Source organism: Rhizobium sp. RCC_161_2 (assembly GCF_041355235.1).
Lineage (GTDB): Bacteria > Pseudomonadota > Alphaproteobacteria > Rhizobiales > Rhizobiaceae > Rhizobium.
The window spans coordinates 83,120-105,456 of sequence record NZ_JBFUPL010000013.1 but is presented as its reverse complement, the minus strand read 5'-3'; the positions used below and the strand labels follow the sequence as shown (position 1 = coordinate 105,456).

Annotated in this window: 22 protein-coding genes and 1 pseudogene; 6 read left to right on the top strand and 17 right to left on the bottom strand. The window is 59.0% G+C overall.

Annotation, left to right across the window (positions count from 1 at the left end; all coding sequences use genetic code 11):
- Positions 1-259: 259 nt before the first annotated feature.
- Positions 260-1,084 (bottom strand): IclR family transcriptional regulator, encoded by an 825-nt coding sequence (locus AB6803_RS27640; RefSeq protein WP_371111895.1) that lies wholly within the window; start codon positions 1,082-1,084, stop codon positions 260-262.
- Between the two features lie 327 nt (positions 1,085-1,411).
- Between AB6803_RS27640 and AB6803_RS27635 the strand changes: the two genes are divergently transcribed.
- Both AB6803_RS27635 and AB6803_RS27630 read left to right on the top strand, forming a co-directional pair.
- The gene (locus AB6803_RS27635; RefSeq protein WP_371111894.1) at positions 1,412-2,287 is read left to right on the top strand and encodes a ribokinase; all 876 of its coding nucleotides are present in this window, start codon (positions 1,412-1,414) and stop codon (positions 2,285-2,287) included.
- Between the two features lie 75 nt (positions 2,288-2,362).
- Entirely contained in the window at positions 2,363-2,938 is a 576-nt protein-coding gene (locus AB6803_RS27630; RefSeq protein ID WP_371111893.1) for a LysE family translocator, read from the top strand.
- 91 nt (positions 2,939-3,029) lie between these two features.
- On the opposite strand, the gene AB6803_RS27625 is transcribed toward AB6803_RS27630, so the two are convergent.
- The 3 genes from AB6803_RS27625 to AB6803_RS27615 form a co-directional block, all read right to left on the bottom strand.
- Entirely contained in the window at positions 3,030-3,254 is a 225-nt protein-coding gene (locus AB6803_RS27625; protein WP_371111892.1) for a transposase, read from the bottom strand.
- A gap of 126 nt (positions 3,255-3,380) precedes the next feature.
- The gene (locus tag AB6803_RS27620; RefSeq protein WP_371111891.1) at positions 3,381-3,812 is read right to left on the bottom strand and encodes an IS5 family transposase; all 432 of its coding nucleotides are present in this window, start codon (positions 3,810-3,812) and stop codon (positions 3,381-3,383) included.
- A gap of 660 nt (positions 3,813-4,472) precedes the next feature.
- Positions 4,473-5,009: an STM3941 family protein gene (locus AB6803_RS27615; protein WP_371111890.1), complete on the bottom strand. Its 537-nt coding sequence runs from the start codon at positions 5,007-5,009 to the stop codon at positions 4,473-4,475.
- 284 nt (positions 5,010-5,293) lie between these two features.
- Here AB6803_RS27615 and AB6803_RS27610 point away from each other — a divergent pair.
- Positions 5,294-6,006, top strand: a pseudogene (locus AB6803_RS27610) (IS6 family transposase).
- Positions 6,007-6,094: 88 nt separating this feature from the next.
- Positions 6,095-6,511 carry an NADPH-dependent FMN reductase gene (locus AB6803_RS27605; RefSeq protein WP_371111889.1) on the top strand — a complete coding sequence of 139 codons (417 nt, stop codon included), beginning with the start codon at positions 6,095-6,097 and terminating at the stop codon, positions 6,509-6,511.
- On the opposite strand, the gene hpaI is transcribed toward AB6803_RS27605, so the two are convergent.
- The 7 genes from hpaI to AB6803_RS27570 form a co-directional block, all read right to left on the bottom strand.
- Positions 6,476-7,288 carry a 4-hydroxy-2-oxoheptanedioate aldolase gene (gene hpaI, locus AB6803_RS27600; RefSeq protein WP_371111888.1) on the bottom strand — a complete coding sequence of 271 codons (813 nt, stop codon included), beginning with the start codon at positions 7,286-7,288 and terminating at the stop codon, positions 6,476-6,478. The two genes, AB6803_RS27605 and hpaI, sit on opposite strands and share 36 nt — an antisense overlap.
- Before the next feature lie 11 nt (positions 7,289-7,299).
- On the bottom strand, positions 7,300-8,103 hold the full coding sequence (gene hpaH, locus AB6803_RS27595; protein ID WP_371111887.1) for a 2-oxo-hept-4-ene-1,7-dioate hydratase: 804 nt from the start codon (positions 8,101-8,103) through the stop codon (positions 7,300-7,302).
- A gap of 2 nt (positions 8,104-8,105) precedes the next feature.
- Complete coding sequence (locus AB6803_RS27590; RefSeq protein WP_371111886.1) at positions 8,106-8,975, bottom strand: fumarylacetoacetate hydrolase family protein; 870 nt, start codon at positions 8,973-8,975, stop codon at positions 8,106-8,108.
- A 20-nt stretch (positions 8,976-8,995) separates the two neighbouring features.
- Complete coding sequence (gabD, locus tag AB6803_RS27585; protein ID WP_371111885.1) at positions 8,996-10,450, bottom strand: NADP-dependent succinate-semialdehyde dehydrogenase; 1,455 nt, start codon at positions 10,448-10,450, stop codon at positions 8,996-8,998.
- A gap of 61 nt (positions 10,451-10,511) precedes the next feature.
- A complete protein-coding gene (hpaD, locus tag AB6803_RS27580) occupies positions 10,512-11,492 on the bottom strand; it encodes a 3,4-dihydroxyphenylacetate 2,3-dioxygenase (RefSeq protein WP_371111884.1) in 981 nt (326 codons plus the stop codon).
- A gap of 38 nt (positions 11,493-11,530) precedes the next feature.
- Positions 11,531-13,048 (bottom strand): 5-carboxymethyl-2-hydroxymuconate semialdehyde dehydrogenase, encoded by a 1,518-nt coding sequence (hpaE, locus tag AB6803_RS27575; RefSeq protein ID WP_371111883.1) that lies wholly within the window; start codon positions 13,046-13,048, stop codon positions 11,531-11,533.
- Between the two features lie 94 nt (positions 13,049-13,142).
- Positions 13,143-13,535, bottom strand: coding sequence for a 5-carboxymethyl-2-hydroxymuconate Delta-isomerase (locus AB6803_RS27570; RefSeq protein WP_371111882.1), 393 nt, complete (start codon positions 13,533-13,535; stop codon positions 13,143-13,145).
- A 121-nt stretch (positions 13,536-13,656) separates the two neighbouring features.
- Here AB6803_RS27570 and hpaR point away from each other — a divergent pair, with 121 nt between their 5' ends.
- Entirely contained in the window at positions 13,657-14,130 is a 474-nt protein-coding gene (gene hpaR, locus AB6803_RS27565; RefSeq protein WP_112439865.1) for a homoprotocatechuate degradation operon regulator HpaR, read from the top strand.
- A gap of 12 nt (positions 14,131-14,142) precedes the next feature.
- Here hpaR and AB6803_RS27560 read toward each other — a convergent pair whose 3' ends face one another.
- The 6 genes from AB6803_RS27560 to AB6803_RS27535 are packed head-to-tail and all read right to left on the bottom strand — an operon-like array spanning position 14,143 to position 20,530.
- Positions 14,143-15,156, bottom strand: a complete 1,014-nt coding sequence (locus AB6803_RS27560; protein ID WP_371111881.1) for a phosphotransferase enzyme family protein — start codon at positions 15,154-15,156, stop codon at positions 14,143-14,145.
- Positions 15,157-15,164: 8 nt separating this feature from the next.
- Complete coding sequence (locus tag AB6803_RS27555) at positions 15,165-16,448, bottom strand: aspartate aminotransferase family protein (RefSeq protein ID WP_371111880.1); 1,284 nt, start codon at positions 16,446-16,448, stop codon at positions 15,165-15,167.
- 1 nt (position 16,449) lies between these two features.
- A complete protein-coding gene (locus AB6803_RS27550) occupies positions 16,450-17,811 on the bottom strand; it encodes an aspartate aminotransferase family protein (RefSeq protein ID WP_371111879.1) in 1,362 nt (453 codons plus the stop codon).
- 17 nt (positions 17,812-17,828) lie between these two features.
- Positions 17,829-18,479 (bottom strand): HAD family hydrolase, encoded by a 651-nt coding sequence (locus AB6803_RS27545; protein ID WP_371111878.1) that lies wholly within the window; start codon positions 18,477-18,479, stop codon positions 17,829-17,831.
- Positions 18,476-19,744, bottom strand: a complete 1,269-nt coding sequence (locus tag AB6803_RS27540) for a Tm-1-like ATP-binding domain-containing protein (RefSeq protein WP_371111877.1) — start codon at positions 19,742-19,744, stop codon at positions 18,476-18,478. Before AB6803_RS27540 ends, AB6803_RS27545 begins: the two co-directional genes overlap by 4 nt.
- A 24-nt stretch (positions 19,745-19,768) precedes the next feature.
- Positions 19,769-20,530 (bottom strand): IclR family transcriptional regulator, encoded by a 762-nt coding sequence (locus tag AB6803_RS27535; RefSeq protein WP_371111876.1) that lies wholly within the window; start codon positions 20,528-20,530, stop codon positions 19,769-19,771.
- A gap of 333 nt (positions 20,531-20,863) precedes the next feature.
- Between AB6803_RS27535 and AB6803_RS27530 the strand changes: the two genes are divergently transcribed.
- Complete coding sequence (locus tag AB6803_RS27530) at positions 20,864-22,318, top strand: APC family permease (protein ID WP_371111875.1); 1,455 nt, start codon at positions 20,864-20,866, stop codon at positions 22,316-22,318.
- The last annotated feature ends 19 nt before the right edge of the window (positions 22,319-22,337 follow it).

The following is a 22,337-nucleotide window of genomic DNA, read 5'->3' as shown; positions in this document are numbered from 1 at the left end:
CGGGTGCAGAAGATCGGGACGGCGATAGATGGGGAGGAAGAGGCTGCTGTCCGGCAAAGGGCCGAGGATAAACGCGAGTATGCTCCATTCAGCCTGCGTTGCTGGCGGGCTGGCAGTGGACAAGCTGTTCTAGCGCGGGCGCGGGAGGCTCGCAGAACTGCCTCCGCGATGGCGCATGATGACGTCTGCAATGCAGAGCCCGGCGATCCTTGCAGATCCAGCCGGTTGTGATCATGCTTCAAAGTAACTGTAGACGCGGCTACCGCACTGCGCCGGTTGCAACGATCAGTGGCGTCATGGTTCGCTGGCGAACTCGCAGAGGCCAGATGTCGCTTAGTTCTTCTGCAGCGTTTTTGAGGGAACGAACTAAGTCGGGCCAACGATCTTCGGTTATGCGCATAAGAGGTCCCGCAACGGAGATCGTTCCAGCGACCGGCGCTTCAGCATCAGAACTCGTTCGAAAGGGAACCGCAACTGCTGCGGTACCAGCCTCACCCTCCTCGACAGAGGTTGCGAAGCCCCGCTCCCGGGTTTCATTCAGTCGGACTCTGAGTTCATCGATTGATCGAGCAGAATTGGGACCAAGCTTCCGTTTGGCCGTAAAACCGCGAGAATAGACAATCTCCAGTGCGCGTTCTTCAGGCAGAGTCGAAAGCCACGCCTTCCCATTCGCCGTTGCGTGAAGAACGATTTCTTGTCCCATGTCCGGATCATATCGGAGGCCGGTTGTCGCACCTTGTGCGCGTGCCACCCATACCAAATCCTGACCTTCCAGGATCGCTAGACGGCAATATTCTTGCGTTTCCGCAGCCAACCGATTCAGGACAGATTGCACCACGTCCGGGACGTTCCGGGCATCGAGATTCCGGAATGCCAAGGCGCTCAACCGAAGAGAAAGGGCATAGTTTTGGCTCGCGGCATCTTGGGTAACCCAACCGTGGCTAATCAGCGTAGTCAAGAGGCGATGGACCGCACTCGCTGGCATATCAAGACGTCCAGCGAGGTCGGACAACTCGATTGATCCTGCTTCTCCAGCCAACTCTTCCAAGAGCGTCAGGCATCGTGATACGGCTGCGACGGTCAAACATTAATCTCCTTTTAGCGAAGCCTATAAGGTTTGTTTCCAATATGGAATAGGCTTCCATAAACGATCCCCGTTAGTTGTCGCTTCCGTCAAGTGTCGGTTTGGTGGTCCGGGGACAGGCGCTCGCCCAATCGTTCGGATTTTACTCTTGAGCTTGATGAAAATAGAAATAGATTCTAAAAGAAAAATCAATTCTGATTATAGGCGATGCGAACGGGAGTGATAACTGGCGGATTGTCACGGTGATGTTCGCTTCGATTGCAGACGAAGATCACAGCGATCGCGCATTTTGGCGCCGCCGGCGAGAAGAAAGCTAGGGGTTGTAGTATGATCGTCACGTTCGGATCAATAAATGTTGACCTCATCTACCTGGTCAACGAGATACCTCAAGCGGGTCAGACGGTTTTAGCCCGCGGATCCCGAACCGAGGCTGGAGGGAAGGGGGCTAACCAAGCACTTGCAGCTGCGCGGGATGGCGCAAATGTCGTCATGATCGGGGCGGTGGGTAACGACGCCATGGCCCCTATCGCCCTTCAGAATTTGGAAAGCGAGGTCGATATCAGCCGTGTGGTCCGATCGAACGAGCCTACCGGCTCCGCCGCAATAATGATCGATGCCGATGGCCGCAATATGATCGCAGTTGCAGCAGGCGCCAATCTGGCAGCCCAATCCGATGGCGTTGAAGATGAGCTGCTTCGTAACGCAAGTTACGTCCTGATGCAGATGGAGAACGACGCTGTTGAGATCGAAAATCTGATCAGACGGGTTTCCAATCATCCCGCAAAATCGATTCTCAACCTCGCTCCGGCCTACCGGCTGGATCGCGACCTTCTCTCTCTTGTCGATATCGTAATCGTCAACGAAGATGAGGCCGAAGCTCTTTCCGGTTGGCTTGGTTGCGAGCCGAGCGCGAGATCGTTGTCCGAGTCCCTCGACACCGGTGTCCTACGCACCATGGGAGGAGAGGGAGCCGAAGCGTTCATCAATGGCGAGAATGTAAGGGTCTCGGCGCTGCGCGTTGATGCCGTGGATACGACCGGAGCTGGTGATTGTTTTGTGGGCGTCCTCGCGTCGGCTCTCGATCGAGGCCTCTCGCTAGACGCGGCAATGCGACGAGCCGCGAAGGCCGCTGCGATTGCCTGCTCGCGTCCGGGAAGCCAGTCGAGCATTCCTCACAACGACGAGACAGATAGTTGGACCTGAGAAAAGCCAAGGGCAAACACCTGCGCGAACCCCATCGGAATTGACTGAAGACACTACCACTACAGGTGACCTCTAATGAGCTATCCAGCATATATCTCGGCGGCGTTCATTCTCCTACTGAGCCCCGGCCCGACCAATACGTTGATGGGGTTGGCATCGGCACGCAACGGTTTTTGGGTCGTTCCGAGACTGTTCCCCGCCGAATTGCTCGGTTACCTCACTATGATCTTGCCCCTTACGTGGCTTGGGGGAGAGCTGATCGCGCGTTGGCCGGAAACAGCTCTGGTGTTGAAGGCCGCAGCGGCGATTTGGGTAATGTATCTCGCAATAAAGCTTTGGGTGGCGGGAAACAAAGATGTATCGGACCGCAGCGTGACCGCTCGACACATATATGTGACGACGATGCTCAACCCCAAGGCCCTTGTGTTCGGACTTGTTCTTCTACCTCCGCCGAGCGTGTCGGACTTCTTGCCAAGGCTTATCATTTTCGTTGTCTTGGCAAGCATCGTTGTCGTGATTTGGGGTTTAATCGGCAGGTTGACGCAGGTCGGTGCGCGAAGCCATTGGCGGCTGATGATACTTCAGCGGAGCGCGTCCGTGTGGCTAGCTATCGTGTCCTGTATGGTTGTCGCAGGGCTGTTTCAAGCCTAGGATCGTTAACCGATCGGGTCTGAGTTCGCATCCGAGTACCTTGCAGTAGTGCTGCATCAAATTTGAACTCTTCAGCCGAAGTTCAGGATACCTAGGTCCTGTTGACAAAGTAAGGTAACCATATCTTTGCGGCGGCCAGAGCGAGGAATGCGGAGAAGGACTTTCGGGTCTTGTCGTATCGAGTGGCGACGCGACGAAACTGCTTGAGCCGGTTGAACATGCGCTCGATGCGGTTTCGGTCCTTGTAGGCTTGGAAGTCGTAGGCAGGTGGGTTCTTCCGGTTTGCCTTTGGGGGGATTACGGGCCATGATTCCATGGATCAGCGATTTTTCACGCAAGACGTCGCCGTCATAGCCCTTGTCCGCGAGAAACATTCTCGGCTTGGCGACCGGCATGGCCAGTAAGTCCGGAACGGCATTGTAATCGGAAGCCTCACCACCAGTCAGGATGGAGCCGAGAGGGCGTCCCTGACCGTCTGCGCGGGCACGGATTTTTGTCGAAAAGCCGCCGCCTGATCGACCAAAAGCCTCCTTATAAGTCCCCCTTTAGCGCCCGCAGCCGGAGAGTGGCCACGAACCGTGGTGCTGTCGATCATGTGTTGCCAGTCGTCGGTCAGGCCAAGCTCAACGAGCGTTTCGAGAAGGGCATCCCATACCCCTTGCTCTGCCCATCGGCGAAAGCGAACATACACCGAGTTCCATTTTCCGTAGCGTTCATGCATATCGCGCCACGGGCATCCGGCCCGAAGCACATGCAGCATGCCGTTTAAGAATTTCCGATTATCATAGGATGGGCGGGATTTGCGCCCATGCTCTGCTGGCAAAAGTGGTTCTGCGATCCGCCATTCCGCGTCACTCAAATCCCCACGGGCCATTTGAACCTCCTAAAAGGGAGGCTTGAATCATTTTTTCGATGTGATGGGAATCGTCGGGCTGCTAGCATCTGAGAGAACGATGCAAACGTGACCCGAGACAGCTATGGTTCGCAACGAAACGCCTTCGCCGCAATATCTACATCCGTATGCGTGCTTCCAGTGCAGGAAGAGCTTTAGGCGAGCATCACAGGCGGATGCTATCTTGGCCTGCCCTCACTGTGGCGGACCAAGCATCGGCCTCAATCGCAAATTCAAAGCCCCGAAAATGTCTGACATCAAGCAGTGGAATAAAGTCGAGAGGCTGGTGCGACACGGGTTCTTTTTTGAAAGCGTGGGTGAGGCTTACCCAGCGGAGCTTGGTGAGGTCGATGCTTTCGCAAAAAGGCACTCCACGTATCTCGTGCATCAACGCGAACGACACGCGGCTACATATGCTGAAATCGAGGCCGCATTGAATGCGCGGGTAGATCGTTAAACTTTGTCAACAGAACCTAGGCAATTGAAATATATTCCGTTTTGTGGAGAAAGTGGCGAATATACCGGCGTCGCCCATGACCCGTTGATGTTCAGATTTTCCTATCAATTTCAAATTGTTGCAGGGGGTCTCAATGGGGTCATTGTTCGGAGCCGGTTCACGACGACACTTTCTGACTGACCGCGTCAGGCATTTTTGCGAAGAAAATGATCTACAACGGAATTAAATCTGGCGTGATCCATGTTCAGACTATTCGTATAGACCGCCACAGGCGTCGATATGGATTTCTGATTGGACACCATCTTTTTGTATAGTGGATGTTGTTTGTGCGCGGATAAGTAGCCTTCCGGATCTTTAAGGATAATTTTGTACCCAGTCAGATGCGAGGACGTAAAATCCTCATAATGCTCCAAAGCAGCTATATCGTTCCATTTCACCAGCAATGAACCATTTAAGTCGATGCCCTCATGATTGACCGTCAAACCTTTTGCACCCGAGATGAGCCGATAGAGGCCTCCAACGGAGAGCGCTAGAAGAAGCACAAGCCCAAATCCGAATATAGGATAAAATAGATAGCCTTCCCTGAGCACGATCCGCAGGCTGCTTTGGTCCGGCCCTCTGTGGAGATAATAAAACGCAATTGCAGAGATCGTAATGAGAAATATTGTCGAGAGCAGTAATTTTACCTTATTCTGTTTCGCTACGAAGAACTCTTGATTCATAAAATCCCCCTATGTTGGACGTATCCTGGATCAACAAAACTTAAGAAGCCCCAAGATTAAGCGGACGGGCTCGCCTTAAAGTGTTCGTTTCCGCGGCAGAGCCCCTTTTTAGGAACTCGACCTCTGTCCGACAAGCCATCCAGGCGTCACGACACGAAAGTGGTTAATCTGTCCGACTTTTGAGAACATAGGGTGATCACGCGGCCCGGATGGAAGTTCCCGCCGTAATGCTCTGGGCACAGTCACGTTGACGCGGCAACCGACGCTCGGGAACGATATCTGATATGAGCGCTGTTCGAAATTCGCTCTATCGAGGTCGCCGGTTTCCCGCCGAAATCATAGGCCGAGCCGTCTGGCTGTATTTCCGATTTCCGCTCAGCCTGCGGATGGTCGAAGATCTGCTTGCCGCGACGGCCATTGTCGTCAGCCATGAGACGGTTCGGCGTTGGGCCGAACGGTTCGGACGCGACTTCGCCGGAAAGATCCGCCGTCGTGCTCCGCAGTTCGGCGACAAATGGTATCTTGATGAGGTTGCCATCACGATCAACGGCCGGAACACTGGCTTTCGCGGGCTGTCGATCAGGATGGCTTCGTTCTCGATGCTCTGGTCCAAAGCTGCCGCGACAAACTGGCCGCCGAGCGGCTCCTGCGCAAACTCATTCGCAAGCAGGCGCGCACCCCTCGGGTTCTGATCACAGACAAGCTCCGGTCTTACGGCGCGGCACGTCGGGGTCTCGGGCTGAAAATGGAACACCGCCATTACAAGGGCTTGAATAATCGCGCGGAAAATTCGCATCAGCCCACGAGGCGAGGAGAGCGGATCATGAAGCGGTTCAAATCAGCGCGCCATGTGCAGCGCTTCGTCTCAATTCATGATCCGATCGCCAATTTGTTCCATTTTCCCCGCCAGTCCCTGACCTCAGCCGACTACCGAACGCTTCGCAGCGAGGCGATGGTCGTCTGGTCAGAAGTCACAGGCGTTCGCGTCGTCGCATGACACACCGGCTCAATACGCCATCCGCCGGCTAACGCTCCTTAATGTGACAGTGCCTCCCTCACGACAATGGGGATGTTCAGTCTGAAGGTTGCCCACCATCGTGCTCGAGTGGGCCGACATCATTCGGTCCTCAGATGCTGTTGTGTTCGTCACACCGGAATATAACTACTCGATCCCCGGCGTTTTGAAGAATGCGCTCGATTGGCTGTCACGATTGTCTCCGGCGCCGTTCTCGGGCAAGCCGGTCGCGATCCAGACGGCTTCGGTCGGCATGCTTGGCGGTTCGCGGGCGCAATACCACCTGAGACAGGCGCTGCTTTATCTCGATGCATTTGTGCTAAGCAAGCCGGAGATCATAATCGCAGATGCAACCAGCAAGATTTCGGCGCAGGGAGAGCTTATCGACGAGACGATTGATCGCGGAACAGCTCGTCGTGCTTCAGGGTCTTATCCGGAGGATAGCGGCGTCTTAATAGACCTTTGCCGTGCCCGAACTTCCGGCTGAAGCAGCAGCTGCGTTCTGAAAGTCTGAGAGCAGACGCGAAGCGCCGTTTGCCAGGAGGCTGACATCGTTTCCGATGGCGACGAAGCTGGCTCCGAGTTCGAGGTAGCGTTTGGCAAGCGACTGATCGGCAGTCAGGATGCCGGCGGCCTTGCCATGCGACTGAATACGGATCAATGCGGCTTCCACCGCCTGCTGCACCTCCGGATCGCCGGGTCTGCCGAGATGACCCATGTCAGCGGCAAGATCGGCCGGTCCGATGAAAACACCATCCACGCCGTCGGTGGTCGCGATGTCATCGAGTGCGGCCAGGCCGGCGCGGTTCTCGATCTGTAGCAGCAGGCAAATCTCATCATTGGCGGTCTGGAGATAATCGGGAATGCGGTTGAACGCCGAGGCTCGCGCGAGCGCGGCGCCAACGCCGCGCATACCGTGTGGCGGGTAGCGCACAGCGCGCACCAGGGCCTTGGCTTGCTCGCCATTCTCGACCATGGGCACGAGTATTGTTTGCGCGCCGATATCAAGCGTCTGCTTCAGCAACCAGGCTTCACCGATCGGTACCCGAATGACGGGATGGCTCGATGTTCCCTTCAGCGCCTGCAACTGCGCCATCAGCAGTGGGATATCGTTCGGAGCATGCTCGCCATCGATCAGTAGCCAGTCATAGCCAGCGCCCGCGCAGATTTCGGCTGTATAGGGATTGGCCAGCGCCAGCCAGAGGCCGATCTGCGGGCGCTTCTCCATAAGAGCGGCCTTGAACGTGTTTTTGGGCGCGGGCATGGGTATCTCTCCTATGCGAAATAGCTGCTGACGGTACCGTAGGGTCCGAAATCGGCAACGATGGTATCGCCGTGGCGTGCCTCGATCGGACGAATGAAGGAGCCGGCAAGCACGATCTGACCCGCCTCGATGCTGTCGCCGTATGCGGCCAGCCGGTTGGCGAGCCAGGCGACACCACGGGCAGGCTGGTTCAGCACGCCAGCACCCAGACCGGTTTCCTCGACCTCGGAATTGCGACTGACAATCGCGCCCATCCAGCGCATGTCGACTGTGTCGGGACGCGCCATGCGTCCGCCAAGTACGATGCCGGCATTGGCGGCATTGTCCGAGATCGTGTCGACGATGGTGCGGGCCTTCTTCGTTTCGGGATCGACCCGCAGAACGCGCGTATCGAGGATTTCCAGCGCAGGGGTAATGTAGTCGGTGGCGTTCAGCACGTCGAACACGGTGACGCCCGGACCTTTCAGGGGAGCCTTCATGATGAAAGCGATTTCTGCCTCGATCCGGGGCTGGATGAACCGATCCGCGGGAACGGTCCCACCGTCCTCGAACATCATGTCGTCGAACAGCACGCCGGAATCCGGGATATCGATGTTGAGCGCATATTGCATCGCCTTCGAGGTCAGCCCGATTTTCCAGCCGATGATCTTGCGACCGGAGGCCGCCTTCTTCTTGACCCAGGCCGACTGTACTGCATAGGCGTCGTCCATCGTCATGCCCGGGTGTTGCAGCGACAAAAGGCCGGTCTGGATTCGCGTCTTCTCCGCGATATCAAGCCGTTCCGCCGCTTGCCGGATTTCGTCAGGTGTCAACATGGTCAAACCTCGTCTGCGATCGTGTTGCGCAAGATACCGATGCCATCGGCCTCGACCTCGACGACATCGCCCGGCTTCAGCCAAATTGGCGGATCGAAGCGGGCGCCGGCGCCTGTCGGCGTGCCGGTGACGATCACATCGCCGGGCACGAGCGTCGTGAAAGTGGAGATGTAGTTGATGATCTTGCGGAAAGAGAAGATCATCCGGCTGGTTCGGTCGCTCTGGCGGACCTCGCCGTTGACGCGGGTTTCGAGCTTGATGTCGGCGATCTGCGCTTCGCTCGTGAACGGGATTAACCAGGGACCGATCGAGCCAGTGCGGTCGAAGTTCTTGCCTTGGGTCACGTTGAACTTGGCATGGCGCACCCAGTCGCGGATCGTGCCTTCATTGCAGAGCGACAGCGCGGCGATATGGTCGAGCGCCTGTGCCTCTGGAATACGGCGGCCGCCCTTGCCAATGACGATGACGATCTCGCCTTCGTAGTCGAGCTGCGGGCTTTCCGGCGGACGGATCAGCGGCTGGTCGTGGCCGGTGAAAGAACGCGGAAAGCGGATGAACAGGGAGGGGTTGGAAGGTGCTGCCTGCCCGTCCTTGTACTCCTCGTTGCGATCAGGAAAATTCACGCCGACGCAGATGATCTTTTCCGGGGCGGGAACGGGGATTTCGTAGCGGATAGCCGACACGGGGAAATCGGGCTCAAAACCGACGGCCTCCTCAGCGAGCGTCAGCAGCGCACCATCTGCGATGACTTCGCGGAGCGTCGGCCACTTTGCGCCATGGCGCGCGAAAAGATCGACGACGCCGTCTCCGGCAAGCATGCCATATCCGGCATGTCCGTTACGGGAAAAGCTGACAATTTTCGGATGGGGCATCGTTTCTCTCCCTATTCTGCTCAGGCAATGCCGCCGAGGCAGACATATTTGATCTCGGTGAATTCTTCGATCCCATACTTCGAGCCTTCACGGCCAAGGCCGGAGAGCTTGACCCCGCCGAATGGTGCTTCCGCTGTCGAAATCAGCCCGGTATTGACGCCGACCATGCCGTATTCCAGCGCTTCGGCGACACGAAACACGCGGGCGAGATCCTTGGCGTAGAAGTAGGAAGCGAGGCCGAACTCCGTATCGTTCGCCTGCGCAATCACATCTTCCTCGTCCTTGAAGCGGAAGAGCGGAGCCAAGGGTCCGAAGGTTTCTTCGCGTGCGACCGCCATATCCTTGGTGACATCAGCCAGGATCGTCGCCTCGAAGAAGGTGCCGCCCAGTGCATGCGGTTTGCCGCCCCGCAGGATGCGCGCGCCCTTGCTCAAGGCATCGGCAATATGCTCCTTGACCTTGGCAAGGGCCGCCTTGTCGATCAGCGGCCCCAAAATGACCCCTTCGTCAAAGCCATTGCCGGTTTTCAGCTTGCCGACCGCCGTCGTCAACTTTGCAGCGAAGGCGTCGTAGACACCGTCCTGCACATAGATGCGGTTGGCGCAAACGCAGGTCTGGCCGTTGTTGCGGTATTTGGCGATCAGCGCGCCTTCGACCGCCGCATCGAGATCGGCGTCGTCAAAGACGATGAACGGCGCATTGCCGCCAAGCTCAAGGCCGAGTTTCTTGATCGTCGGCGCGCTCTGCTTGTAAAGCTCGGTGCCGATTTCGGTCGAGCCGGTGAAGGTCAGCTTGCGCACCACCGGGTTGGAGGTCATCTCGGCGCCAATCGCCGCGGCCGAGCCGGTGATGACGCTGAACAGTCCCTCTGGCAATCCGGCGCGTTCGGCCAGGATCGCAATTGCGATCGCCGAAAACGGCGTCTGCGAGGCGGGTTTCAAGACCATGGCACAGCCGGCGGCGAAGGCGGGGCCGGCCTTGCGGGTGATCATCGCATTGGGAAAATTCCATGGCGTGATCGCGGCGACAACGCCGATCGGCTGCTTCATCACCATGATGCGCTTGTCGGGCTGGTGGCCGGGGATCAGGTCGCCATAGATACGGCGACCCTCCTCGGCAAACCATTCGATGAAGCTTGCGCCGTAGACGATTTCACCGGTCGCCTCAGTCAGTGGTTTGCCCTGCTCCAGTGTCAGGATACGACCGAGATCGTCCTTGTTCTCGATCATCAGCTCGTACCATTTGCGAAGGATGGCGCAACGATCCTTGGCAGTGCGCGCGGCCCAGCCCTTTTGCGCCACGCGGGCGGCCTCGATGGCCACCCTTGTCTCGGCGGCGCCCAGCTTCGGCACAAGGCCGATGATCTCGCCCGTCGCCGGGTTATTCACCTCGATCGCGTTAGCGGGATCGGCGTCGATCCATTCGCCGGCGATAAGTGCCGCCTGGCGGAAGAGTGAAGGATCTTTCAAAGACATGATGCAGGTCCGATCGATTGATGAGGAGCGGATACACGGTTCGCGGCGGGGTCGCCCGTCGTTACGGCGCGACGATCGGCTGCGCCTTCAGGACGGAATCAACCACGGGGGCTCCGGCAAAAAGACTGCCTTCCTCGAACCAGGACTTTGGCGCCGGCGCGCCCCAGAGCGTCTGGCGCTGCGGATCCTTGAGATCCCATTTGATCGGCTCCAGATCGGGATCGACCGTCTGATAGTCCGAGCAATAAATCTCGATGCGGTGGCCATCCGGATCGCGGATATAGAGAAAGAAGGCGTTGGAAATGCCGTGCCGGCCGGGGCCGCGCTCGATATTCGAAAGCCAGCCGGTGGTCGCCATCAGGTCGAGCAGGTCGATGATGTTGAGCGGCGTCGGCACCCAGAAAGCGGTATGGTGCAGGCGAGGGCCGCGACCATTGGTGAAGGCGATGTCATGCACGCCGCCCTTGCGGTGCGTCCAGGCCGCCCAAAGCCTGCCGGTCTCCTCGTCGGCCGTGTATTCCGTCACCCGGAAGCCGATCTCATTGTAGAAGGCAACGCTCTCATCGACATTCGGCGAGAAGCAGTTGAAGTGGTCGATCCGGAGCGGCTTCACACCCTTATAGAGGGCATATTGTTGATGGATCGGCGGAAGGCGGTCCATCTTCGAATAGAATTCCAGCGGAATGCCATGCGGATCGCGAGTGCGGAACGTGCGTGACTGGTATGGCCGTTCGATCCATTCGACCGGCAGGCCTTTCGCCTTGAAGAAATGCTCAGCCTTGTCGAGGTCTTCTTCGGAAAATACCTTGAAGCCCAGGTCTCTTGCTTCGGCGGCGTCGGCCTTCTTCAGGATGATGCAGTGATGGCCGCGCTCTTCAAGCGCGCGCAGATAGATCGTGTCCGCCGTCTCATCGGTGACTTGCAGGCCGAGCGTATCGACATAAAAGGCGCGCGACTTGGCAAGATCGGTAACGGCAAACTCGATATGGCTGAGGCGCACGATGTTGAAGGGCGGGTAAAGGTTTGGTGCGGGCAGGGACATGGGGTTCTCCTCCAAAGTTTATGTGGCTTATTGTGCTGTCAGCCGCCGAGTTTCTGGATCGCATGCGCCGTGGTGGCGAAGGCAACGTTTTTGGTTTCCATGTAGAAATCGAAGGACCAGTCGCCGCCGTCGCGCCCGATGCCGGAATTCTTGACGCCGCCGAAGGGGGTCGGCAGATGGCGAACGTTTTCCGAATTCACCCAAATCATTCCGGCCTCCAGTGCATCGGTGAAGCGGAAGGCGCGGGTGACGTCCGAAGTCCAGAGGTAACCTGTGAGGCCGTACTGCACGTCATTGGCGAGCGCCAACGCCTCCGCCTCGTCCTTGAAGGGGATCGCGGTCAGCACGGGGCCGAAGATTTCTTCCTGGGCGATGCGCATCTGGTTATTCGCCCCGGTAAACAGAGTGGGGGAGACATAGCATCCACCGCCCGGTCCATCGAATTTCGCACCACCGGCGGCAATCGTCGCGCCGTCCTGTTTGCCGATCGCGATATATTCCAGCACCTTCTTTTCATGAACGGGATGGATCAGCGGACCAATGACGGTTTCGGGATCGAGCGGATGGCCGACGGTGATGCGTTTGGCCTTCTCGGCGACCATTGCGGTGAAGCGATCATAGATACTCTCTTCCACCAGCAGGCGCGAAGATGAGGTGCAGCGCTCGCCGTTCAGCGAATAGATCATGAAGACCGCCGCGTCGGCCGCGCGCTCCAGATCGGCATCGGCAAACACGATGGCAGGGTTTTTACCGCCAAGCTCGAAATGCACGCGCTTCAGCGTATCGGCTCCCTGTTTCATGATCATCGATCCGGTTCGGCTCTCGCCGACGAAGCCGATCGCCTTGATGGCCGGATGCTCGGTCAGCGCCTTGCCTGCATCCTCGCCGAAGCCATTGACGAGGTTCCAGACGCCCTTGGGCAAGCCCGCCTCTTCGGCGATCTCGACCAGCAGGCGAGCCGTCAGCGGTGAAAACTCCGCCGGCTTGTGGACAATGGTGCAGCCGGCGGCAAGCGCTGGTGCGATCTTCCAGGTCGACAGCATGAAAGGGGTGTTCCACGGCGTGATGACACCGACCGGGCCGATGGGCGCGCGGCTGGTGATGTTGACCTGACCGTTCGCACGCAACGTCTTTCCATCGCGAGCCTCCGTGGCGCGATCGGCGAAGAAGCGGAAATTCTCGGCGCCGCGTAGTGCAGCCTTTGCCATGAATTTCAGCGATTGGCCGGTATCCATGCATTCGGTGAAGGCGATTTCCTCGGCGCGGGCGACGATCGCATCGGCTATCTTGTGCAGCAGCTTTTTGCGCGCATCGCCCGGCATTGCCGCCCAGGCGGGGAAGGCCGCTTTCGCGGCTTTTGCAGCCCGGTCCACATCCGCGGCCTTGCCATGCGCAACCTTTGCCAGCACCTTCAGATCGACGGGCGAGATGACATCGAAGGTCGTGCCGTCGGCAGCGGAGACGGCCTCGCCATCGATGTGGTTCAGCACGCCTTGCTCGCGGAAGCGGGCCAGATAGGCCTCTGCCTTTGCGATGTTATCTTCGAATTTCGACATTTTCTTCTCCGATATTGCTTGTCTCGCCGCGTTCGAAACGGGGCAGGTGCGAAGCTTTCCGTGGACTGCTGCGTCTGGATTCCGGCTGTGCGGCCTAGTCGCTCGATTTGCGAAGACGCGGATGGATGGCGTTTTTCTTCCAGCTGAGCGTGGGGTCGATCTCGCGGATTTCGAGGGTCAGCGCAAAGTGCGGCGTCTGGAAAAGCGCATCCAGGTGTTGGGTCACCGCCTTGAAGATCGCCTCGCCGGTTCGCTGCTTGTCTTCCTCGCTGCGCCCCTCGCCAATACGGAAGGACATGTCGATGAAGGCGTTCTCGCCAAGAAGATCCGCGATCGCATAGGCTTCGCAACGGATGGCGCGCACCCGCACGGCGCCGATCTCGAACAGGCCCGTTTTCAGGATTTCGGCGTGGACAACGCGACAAAGCGCATCGAAGTCCACGGTTCGATCGAGATTGGCCGAATAGTCCATAGTGAAATGCGGCATCGTTCCTCCCGCGCCACAGCGATCTATATATTTAACATGTTAACAATATGGCCAGCCTTGTCAAGGGTGCAAGCCGCTCGGCATCGTTGCGCATCTCAAAAAATTGATCCATAGAACTCACATGACGAGACAATCCCCTGAAACGAACGGCATCACGCAGGATGCGCTTCTTCCCCGCGACACCCGCCGGTCGCTGCCGATTGCGTTGCTCCGGGCACGCGAAGCCGTGATGGGACATTTCCGCCCCATGCTGGCGTTGCATGACGTCACGGAGCAGCAATGGCGGGTGATCCGCATTCTGGCGGAAGCGGGAACGCTGGATGCCTCGGAGATGTCGGAACGGGCCTTTATCCTCGCTCCGAGCCTGACGCGGATTATCCGGTCCCTGGAGGAACGCGGCTTCATCACCAAAAGCAAGGACGCTGGAGACGGCCGCCGCATTCTGCTTCAGATCACGCCTGCCGGGCTGAAGATCATCAACGAGGTCAGCCCCGATAGCCGGACGATCTATACCGCGTTGGAGCAGCGCTTCGGCCGGGAACGGATCGATATACTGCTCGATATGCTCGACGAACTGGCGACGCTCAACAAGTAGCACGGCTGCTCCTCACACCCTGGTTCCCAGTGTATCCGCCAAGGCCAACGTGTCGCTCGCGTAACGCTGCAACCGCTCTGCCGCATCCGGCGTGTCGGCGCGCGCTCCGATCCAACCGATGTAGGTCAGGCTGCGCAGGATCGTGAAGAGGGGCAGGGTCTTAAGCGCCCAGTCCGGCAACGGCCGCACTGTAGTATATCCGCCAATCAATGCCGTCTCTATGAGAGCATAGTGCGGTTCATCCCGGTTTTTGAACAGGGCGGTGGCGATGTCGAACATCCGCCAGCCGTAACCTCCATCGTCGAAATCGATCAGCTCGATGGCGTCGCCATCGACGAGCACGTTTTCCCGAACGAGATCGGCATGGATCAGGCCGTAGTCGAGGTCGAGAGAGGACAATCTATCAAGCTGCTTGCGCAGGAGCAGCCGCAGATCGGACAGGCGCTTGTGTTGGTCCGGCGACAATCCGGCGCAATCCCAGAAGCGGCCCCAAAGCGGCCGTTCGCCCAGCAAGCCGCAACCATCCCAGGCGGGGCGATGAAAAGACGATGGCGGTGCCCAGGCATCAGTTGCCACATGCATCCGCGCCATGGTTTCCCCGAGGACACGGAAAATGGTGACAAGTCGTTCCGGCGAATGCGTAAGCGGCACGCCTGACTGACCAAGCGGCATGCCGGCCATCCAGCTGACGATATCGGCATGCTGAGCGTCGAAATCCGGCGTCGTAGTAAGGGGAACGATGTGCCGTCCGTCCGGCGTGGCGACCGGCGCGGGTACGCGCAAATTCGCCTGCCGCAAAGCCGCCATCCAGGAGAGTTCCGAGGCCAGCGCCTGCTCGTCGTGATAGCCCGGCCGATGCAGCCGCAGGGCTGCCGGTTCGCCGTTCTCGAGGCTGATCCGGAAGACGGCGTTCTCACGGTATTTCAGGAGTTGCGGCGTCTGCGCGCCTAGACCCCAGTGGACGAGCGCTTCGCACGCACGCGCGCTTAGCGCCGCCATGAAGGGAGCGGTTCCGTTTTCAGACATTGTCGCCTTCACAATCCAGACAGAACATCGTCGAGAGTCGACAGCATCAGATCGGCATTTTCTTTCGAAAACGGCATCGGTGGGCGGATCTTGGTCGCGCATTGATGAATGCCGAGCTTGCCCATCAGAACGCCGCGCTCGCGCATGTCGTTGATGACTTTCGTGGCGATATCGGGCGCGGGTGTCTTCGTCGCGCGGTCAAGAACGAGTTCAGAACCAAAGAAAAGACCGCTGCCGCGCACGTCGCCGATGATGTCGTGTTTCTCGGACAGGCGCTTAAGGCCGTCTCGTGCGTAGGCGCCGACGATACGAGCGTTCTCCAAAAGCTTTTCATCTTCGATAACGTCCAACACCGCCATGGCTGCGGCGCAGGAAACCGGATTGCCCCCGAAGGTGTTGAAGTAGCGGAAGGCCTTGCGGAAGGCGTTCAGCGTGTCGGCGTTGGCGACCACGCCGCCGACCGGATGGCCGTTGGCCATCGGCTTGCCGAGCGTCACCACGTCGGGCACGAAGCCGGCACGCTGATGGCCCCACATGTGGCCACCGGTGCGTCCGAATCCAGGCTGCACTTCGTCGGAAATCACCAGCCCGCCTGCTTTGCGTACGGCAGCGACCGTCTTGTCGAGGAAGCCCGGCGGTAGATCGGGGAACCCTTCATTGGCAAAGAAGGGGCAGATGATCAGCGCCGAAAAGCCGTAGGGACCGTCTTGCAGCGAGGCGATCGCCTCTTCCACTTTAGCAGCGAAAGCTGCCGCGAAGGCTTCGCCGGGAACGCCGCCAAGTGGCCGGTAGCTGTCGGGCGCCGGCACATGGCGGACATGGCCGCCGAAGCCGCCGACCGGCGGCATGCGCGTGGAGAGCTGCGATACCGCCGTGGTGTTACCGTGATAGGTGTGGTCGGTGGCGATAACCCCGGTCCTGCCGGTCACCGCCTGTGCCATGCGCAGCGCCACATCGTTGGCCTCGCTGCCCGTGCAGGTCATCATCGCGGTATCCAGACTGTCATCGAAGGTCGCCGTCAGGCGCTCGACATAGTCGAGGATACCTTCATGGAGGTAGCGCGTATGAGTGTTGAGCGTCGATGCCTGACGGGTGATCGCTTCGACCACGCGCGGATGGCAATGGCCGACATGCGGCACGTTGTTGTAGCAGTCGAGGTATTTCCGGCCATCCGCATCCCACAACCAGACGCCTTCGCCGCGTACGAGCTGAACGGGATCATTATAGAAAGTCGACATGTTGCGGCCGAGAAGTCGTTCCCGGCGGGCAAGAAGCGTTGCGTTCCCGGTCATCTCATTTGCCTCCACTTACAGCGGTCAAACCTTCATCAAGTGCTGCGAGAATCCGGTTTACGTCAGCCGTGGTGATAACCAGCGGCGGCGAAAGGATGACGTTGGAGCCGGAGGTGCGCACCATCACACCGGCCTCGTAGACGACATCCTGCAGGCGCTGGACGGTGTCTTTGGCGGCTCCCGTCTTCTTCTCGCGATCAGTCACCAGTTCAAGAGCACACATCAGGCCCTTGCCGCGAACGTCGCCGATCAGCTCGTGCTTGGTCTTCAGGATTTGAAGCCCGGCCAGCAGCTCGTCGCCCCGCGCGCCCGCATTGGCCGCGACGTTCAGGCGTTTCGTTTCCTTCAGCGTCGCAAGTGCCGCCGCCGCGCCGACGGGGTGGCCGGAGTAGGTGTAGCCGTGGCCGATCATGCCGACGGTGTTCCTGTTGGCTTCGAAAGCCTCGGCGATCTTGTCGGCGATCATCACCGCGCCGAAAGGATAGTAGCCATTGGTGATGGCCTTGGCGGTGGACATCAGGTCGGGCTTGACGCCCCAGAGGCGCGATCCGGTCCAGGCGCCCGTGCGTCCGAAGGCGGTAATCACTTCGTCGGCGATCAATAGAATGCCATGCTTGTCGCAGATCGCGCGCATCAGCGGCATGAAGGTTTCGTGCGGCACGATGATGCCGCCGGCGCCGAGTACGGGTTCCATGATGAAGGCGGCGATGGTGTCAGCGCCCTGAAAGGCGATTTCGTCCTCGAATTGTCGGCCGATGGCTGCGGCGATTTCCGCCGGATTATCCGTTCCGAAGGGGTTACGGTAAGGGTAGGGGGCGGCCAGATGGAAGACGCCCGGAAGCAATGGTTCGTAGTTTCGGCGATTATTGGCGTTGCCGTTGATTGATGCGCCGCCGAAATGCGTGCCGTGATAGCCCTTTTTCAGCGCCACGAACTTCGTGCGCTCCGGCTGACCGTTGACCTTGTGATATTGGCGGGCGAGCCGCAGGCAAGTCTCTACTGAGTCCGACCCACCTGAGGTAAAGAAGGCACGGCTGAGGCCGTCTTCCCTGAACCATTCGGCAAGCTCGTAGGACAGCTCGATCAGTGGCGGGTTCGTTGTGCCGCGAAACGCTGAATAATACGGAAGCTCGTCGAGCTGGTCTCGGATCGCCTCCTTGATTAGGTCGCAGGAATAGCCGAGATTGACGTTCCACAACCCGCCGACGCCATCGAGCACGGTCTTGCCGTGGACATCGGTAATTTCGACGCCGGACGCCGCCTTGATGATGCGTGGCGGACTGGCCAGCATCTCGGCTGGATGCGCCATCGGGTGCCAGACGTGACGGGCGTTGTTTTCGGTCAGGAAATTTGCTTCGCGCATATCGCGGTCCTCTTCGTTCAAAGTCCAAGCATGGAAAGGGCGCGGGCATAGCCGTCCGCGGGGTGGGTAACGTCGAAATGGACGTGCGGTAGCCCCACCACCTCGGCGCCCTCGATGTTCTTCAACTGATCGTCGACGAAGACGCAGGCTTGGCGCGGCAGGCCAATCCGCGAAATCACCTCTTCATAAGCACGCGGATCGGGCTTCAATATCTTGGTGTAGGTGGCATCGACGATCACGTCGAAGAGGTCGATTAGCGGGAAGCGCTTGCGGAACTCGACGCCATAGAAGAGATCAAGCTCATTCGACAGAATAGCCAGCTTGAGACCCGCTTCTTTGGCGCGGGTGATGGCGTCGCGCGCTTCCGGACGCAAGACCAGCTCGGCTTCGGCGCCTCGAGCGCGCTGGACGAAGGTCTTCATATCGGTCCAGTCCTCGCCGACGAGCCGACCCACTTCCGCCGTACGTATCATCCAGTAGTCGCGCTCAGTAATCTCGCGGTTCTGCATCGACACCCAGAGGGGGTCGGTTGTCGTATCGAACGGGCCGCGCCAGGCAAGCGTGCCAGGCTGAAGTCCCAGCGCCCGCTCGGTGATGTCATGTGTCTCGAACAGCGTGCGGGTGACGACGCCGCCGAAATCGAGAATAAGAGCACGATCGCCTGTCATAGCTTGCCTTCCGGAATAATGCCCTGCTCGACCCATGCGTCGAAGATGGCGAGAGCCTTTGTGGAGAAGAGAGTTGAATTGATATGCGCATCGACCTCATGAAGGGCGACGGACGCGGGCAATGCCTGACGCATCGAACTCATGAAGGCCTCAAGTCCTTCAGGATCATGTAGCGGCTCGCCCGGCTGATCCCATTCCTGCAGGCCCTTCAGCGGCAGCAGAAACGCGACCGGCGCCTGCGCTCGGCCGAGCTTCTCGCCGATCAGCACAGCCGTCGCTCGGCGTCCTTTAGCCGAGGTGGTGACCGAACCGATCAGGCGGTTGTGAGCGTGATAAGGACGCTCTGAAAGTGCTGCAGGCAGTGGCTGCCATGCCGGAAGGTCGACCATGTCTGTCGCGCCGGGAGCGACAATTTGCGGAATGCGGGCGCGACCGGCGTTCTCCATCCGGTCAGGACCCGATGTAACGACCGTGCCGTTCTGATGATTGACGACCTCCTGCATGCAGAAGTCAAAGACGGCGGCAAAGCCGTTCTGGGCGGCGATTGCCTCGAAAGCGCGACCACCCATGCCCGTCGAGTGAAATACCGCGACTTCATAACCGCGTTTTTCAAGCTGGGGCTTCAGATGCTTCATATATTTGAGGCAGGTGGAACCGAGCGACGTCATGCCGATCAGCGGCCGGTATGCTTTGGGTCTGACTGTGGCGCGCGCCGCGCCGACGACGGCGCCGCAAGCCTGCGAAAGAACGGCGCGGCAGATATCATTCAACCCGTAGAGTCCGCCGGCCCAAAGGATCATCATCAGATCCGGGGCAATGCGTTCGGGTGGTACGAGGTGGGAATAAGCGATCGTGGAAACCACGAATTTCGGCACCCCGAGCGGCAGCGCCGCCGCCACGTCCAGCGCGAGATCGGTGCCCATGGAGCCGCCGAGGATGATGACGCCATCGGCTTTTCCGCTCGCATGCAGAATACCGGCCAGAGCGCTGGCGCCGTTCGACATCAACGCCATCGCCGAATTTTCGTCGCCGCTACCAATGATCGCCTCAATCGAGGTTCCCGCGGATTTGGCGACGTCGTGCCTGGAATAATCGGGTTGGTAAGGTGGATCCGACAGAATGCTGACGTCGACCATGACAGGCTCTCCGCCGGCTTTGCGGATGATGCCCGCCATATATTGCAGTTCATCGAATTTGGTATCGCCCGTTCCAACGACGAGGATGCTTGGTATGCTTGTCTCTGATGAAGGCTCTGCGACGCTCATTCAACCGATCCCCTTTCTTTATGTTCATGTTCCCGAAGGTCTTTCCGACCCGTAGTATTTTTCCGAGATGCGTTTTGCCGTGTCTGCGACGGATGCGCCGAAGCCCTTCAGCACGGCGACGCTTGCGCGCGCCAGAGGGGCGGCGATGGCGATTGCGCCGATCGGCTGGCCCGATGGCGAACAAATGGGGGCGGCCGTGCTGACCACACCGATTTCAAGCCCTTGATTGCTGATCGAAAATCCGCGCTCAGCCGTTTCCGCCAGCATCTTTCGAAACACGGACGGATCGGTCACGGTGTAGTCGGTGAAGGATTTCAGGGAATGCGACAGCACTGTCTCGATCTGCTGTCTGCCGGAAAAGGCCAGATAGGCAAGGCCTGAAGCCGTGGCGTGAAACGGAAGATGCGTGCCGACATCGACGATGACCCGGTGCGCGCGCGGCGAATCCTCCACATGGATCGTCGACAATTGACCGCCGGCAAATTCGGAGAGGTGAACGGTCTCCTCTGAGGTTCCCGCGAGATCCTTCACAAAGGGGATGGCGACCCTAAGGAACGGGTAGCGCGCCTCGCGAACCCGCGCCAGACGAACCGGAGCCGCTCCGATCCGGTATTTCCGCGTCTCAGGGTCCTGCTCGACGAAGCCATGCTTTTCCAGTTCGACAAGCAGGCGGCGGGCCGTTGCCTTGTCGAGATCACAGATGCGGGCGACATCCGTCAAGCCTGGTTCGGTGTTTAATTGAGACAGTCTGTCCAGCAAGGTCAGCGCTTTTCCAACGGTGCTCATACGGTCTTCCTCTTTTGTCCGGTCATTGGTCTTGCAAGGCCGGATAGATCGTTTTGTGCACCCATCAGGTTTCAGATCGCGAGCCGCGCTTTTCACAATCACGGCACAAACTACTTAACATGCGAAATAACTTGACAGGTGTGGCGATTGTTTGCAAGTCTATATTTGAAGCATGGGTTCAATATATGAACCATATGCGCTGACAGTCGCACGACCAAGAACAAAAAAACAAAATCGTGTGCCCATCAGTCCGGCATGGATGCAAAGGTCGCTGACGGGAGACTGTTGCCCGCGGCGCGATCGGATAATCGCAACAAGGGGAACGTTAGCGACATGGACAATCAACTCTCAACGAGCGCAGGGGAAAACCAGCTGCGCAAAAACAGTCTCGGCGTTGGTGCCGTGACATTTCTGGTGGTGTCTGCGGCTGCGCCGCTGACGGCTGTGGCGGGCGGTGTTCCGCTCTCCATGCTGCTCGGCAACGGCGCGGGTATTCCGCTGACCTTTCTGCTGGTCACTCTGATTTTGCTGCTCTTCGCGGTCGGCTATGTCGCCATGGCCCGCCACATCCGCAACGCCGGCGCGTTCTACGCCTATACGGCGCAGGGCCTCGGCGGCATGATGGGAGGTGCTGCCGCGCTGATCGCCATCCTGGCGTATAATGCCATGCAGATCGGCGTTTTTGGCCTGTTTGGCGCGGCAACCTCGGGTCTCTTCGCCGGCCTCGGCCTGACACTGCCCTGGTGGGTCTGGACCTATATCGGTATCGCGATCGTTGCCGTTTTCGGCTATCGCCGCGTCGACCTCTCGGCCAAGGTGCTGACGGTTCTCGTCATCCTCGAATATCTCGTCGTGCTGATCATCGACGCCGCGATTCTCGCCAAGGGCGGCGACAGCGGCCTGTCGGCGGTACCTTTCACGCCCGCCGCATTCATGAGCGGCACGCCGGCCATTGGCATCCTCTTCTGCTTTGCCGCCTTTATCGGTTTCGAAGCCACCACGATCTATAGCGAAGAGGCCCGCGAGCCGCATAAGACCGTGCCGCGCGCTACCTATATCTCCGTGTTGATCATCGGTCTTTTCTACATGCTGACCTCGTGGCTGATGGTGAATGGTGCGGGCGCCGACAAGCTTGTTCCGGAACTGCAGGGTCTCGCCGATCCGACCACTTTTCTGTTCGGCCTTGCCGAACGCTATGTCGGCCACTGGATTGTCCTGGTCATGAACATCCTGTTCGTCACCAGCCTATTTGCCGGCGTGCTCGCCTTCCACAATGGCGTTGCCCGTTACATGTATGTTGCCGGCCGCGAAGGGTTGTTGCCGAAGTCCGTCGGCGTAACCCATCCCGTATTCCAGAGCCCGCATGTCGGTTCGGTGATCCAGACGATCATTGCCGTTCTTGTCATTGCGCTCTTTGCCTTCACGGGGCAGGACCCTATTCTGGCGCTATTCTCCTGGCTCACCAATGTCGGCACGCTGGCGATCATCCTGCTGATGGCGTTCACCGCGTTCGCCATCGTTGCGTTCTTCGGTCGGAACCCCGGCCTCGAGAACAACATCATGGTGACCAAGGTGCTGCCGATTATCACCGGTGTGATCCTGCTGGCGCTGGTGGTCTACATCGCCATCTATTTCGGCAGCATCGCCGGTGCGAGCGGCTTCCTCGCCGTCTTCTTGCCAGGGCTGGTAGCGATTGCTGCGCTTGTCGGTTTCGCCGCAGCCGCTCGGCTGAAGTCGGTGGATGCAGCTGGTTTCTCGCGCCTCGGCGCGGGCCAGGAAGCCTTATAGAAACTGAATAAAGAATGGC

Coding starts and splice junctions, on each gene's coding strand:
- AB6803_RS27615 (WP_371111890.1), bottom strand. CDS start 5,009: ATGAATCAAGAGTTCTTCGTAGCGAAACAGAATAAGGTAAAATTACTG.
- hpaI (WP_371111888.1), bottom strand. CDS start 7,288: ATGCCCGCGCCCAAAAACACGTTCAAGGCCGCTCTTATGGAGAAGCGC.
- hpaE (WP_371111883.1), bottom strand. CDS start 13,048: ATGTCGAAATTCGAAGATAACATCGCAAAGGCAGAGGCCTATCTGGCC.
- AB6803_RS27620 (WP_371111891.1), bottom strand. CDS start 3,812: ATGGCCCGTGGGGATTTGAGTGACGCGGAATGGCGGATCGCAGAACCA.
- AB6803_RS27540 (WP_371111877.1), bottom strand. CDS start 19,744: ATGAGCGTCGCAGAGCCTTCATCAGAGACAAGCATACCAAGCATCCTC.
- AB6803_RS27545 (WP_371111878.1), bottom strand. CDS start 18,479: ATGACAGGCGATCGTGCTCTTATTCTCGATTTCGGCGGCGTCGTCACC.
- AB6803_RS27630 (WP_371111893.1), top strand. CDS start 2,363: ATGAGCTATCCAGCATATATCTCGGCGGCGTTCATTCTCCTACTGAGC.
- gabD (WP_371111885.1), bottom strand. CDS start 10,450: ATGTCTTTGAAAGATCCTTCACTCTTCCGCCAGGCGGCACTTATCGCC.
- AB6803_RS27590 (WP_371111886.1), bottom strand. CDS start 8,975: ATGCCCCATCCGAAAATTGTCAGCTTTTCCCGTAACGGACATGCCGGA.
- AB6803_RS27560 (WP_371111881.1), bottom strand. CDS start 15,156: ATGTCTGAAAACGGAACCGCTCCCTTCATGGCGGCGCTAAGCGCGCGT.
- hpaH (WP_371111887.1), bottom strand. CDS start 8,103: ATGTTGACACCTGACGAAATCCGGCAAGCGGCGGAACGGCTTGATATC.
- AB6803_RS27535 (WP_371111876.1), bottom strand. CDS start 20,530: ATGAGCACCGTTGGAAAAGCGCTGACCTTGCTGGACAGACTGTCTCAA.
- AB6803_RS27635 (WP_371111894.1), top strand. CDS start 1,412: ATGATCGTCACGTTCGGATCAATAAATGTTGACCTCATCTACCTGGTC.
- hpaR (WP_112439865.1), top strand. CDS start 13,657: ATGACGAGACAATCCCCTGAAACGAACGGCATCACGCAGGATGCGCTT.
- AB6803_RS27550 (WP_371111879.1), bottom strand. CDS start 17,811: ATGCGCGAAGCAAATTTCCTGACCGAAAACAACGCCCGTCACGTCTGG.
- AB6803_RS27530 (WP_371111875.1), top strand. CDS start 20,864: ATGGACAATCAACTCTCAACGAGCGCAGGGGAAAACCAGCTGCGCAAA.
- AB6803_RS27570 (WP_371111882.1), bottom strand. CDS start 13,535: ATGCCGCATTTCACTATGGACTATTCGGCCAATCTCGATCGAACCGTG.
- AB6803_RS27555 (WP_371111880.1), bottom strand. CDS start 16,448: ATGACCGGGAACGCAACGCTTCTTGCCCGCCGGGAACGACTTCTCGGC.
- hpaD (WP_371111884.1), bottom strand. CDS start 11,492: ATGTCCCTGCCCGCACCAAACCTTTACCCGCCCTTCAACATCGTGCGC.
- AB6803_RS27625 (WP_371111892.1), bottom strand. CDS start 3,254: ATGGAATCATGGCCCGTAATCCCCCCAAAGGCAAACCGGAAGAACCCA.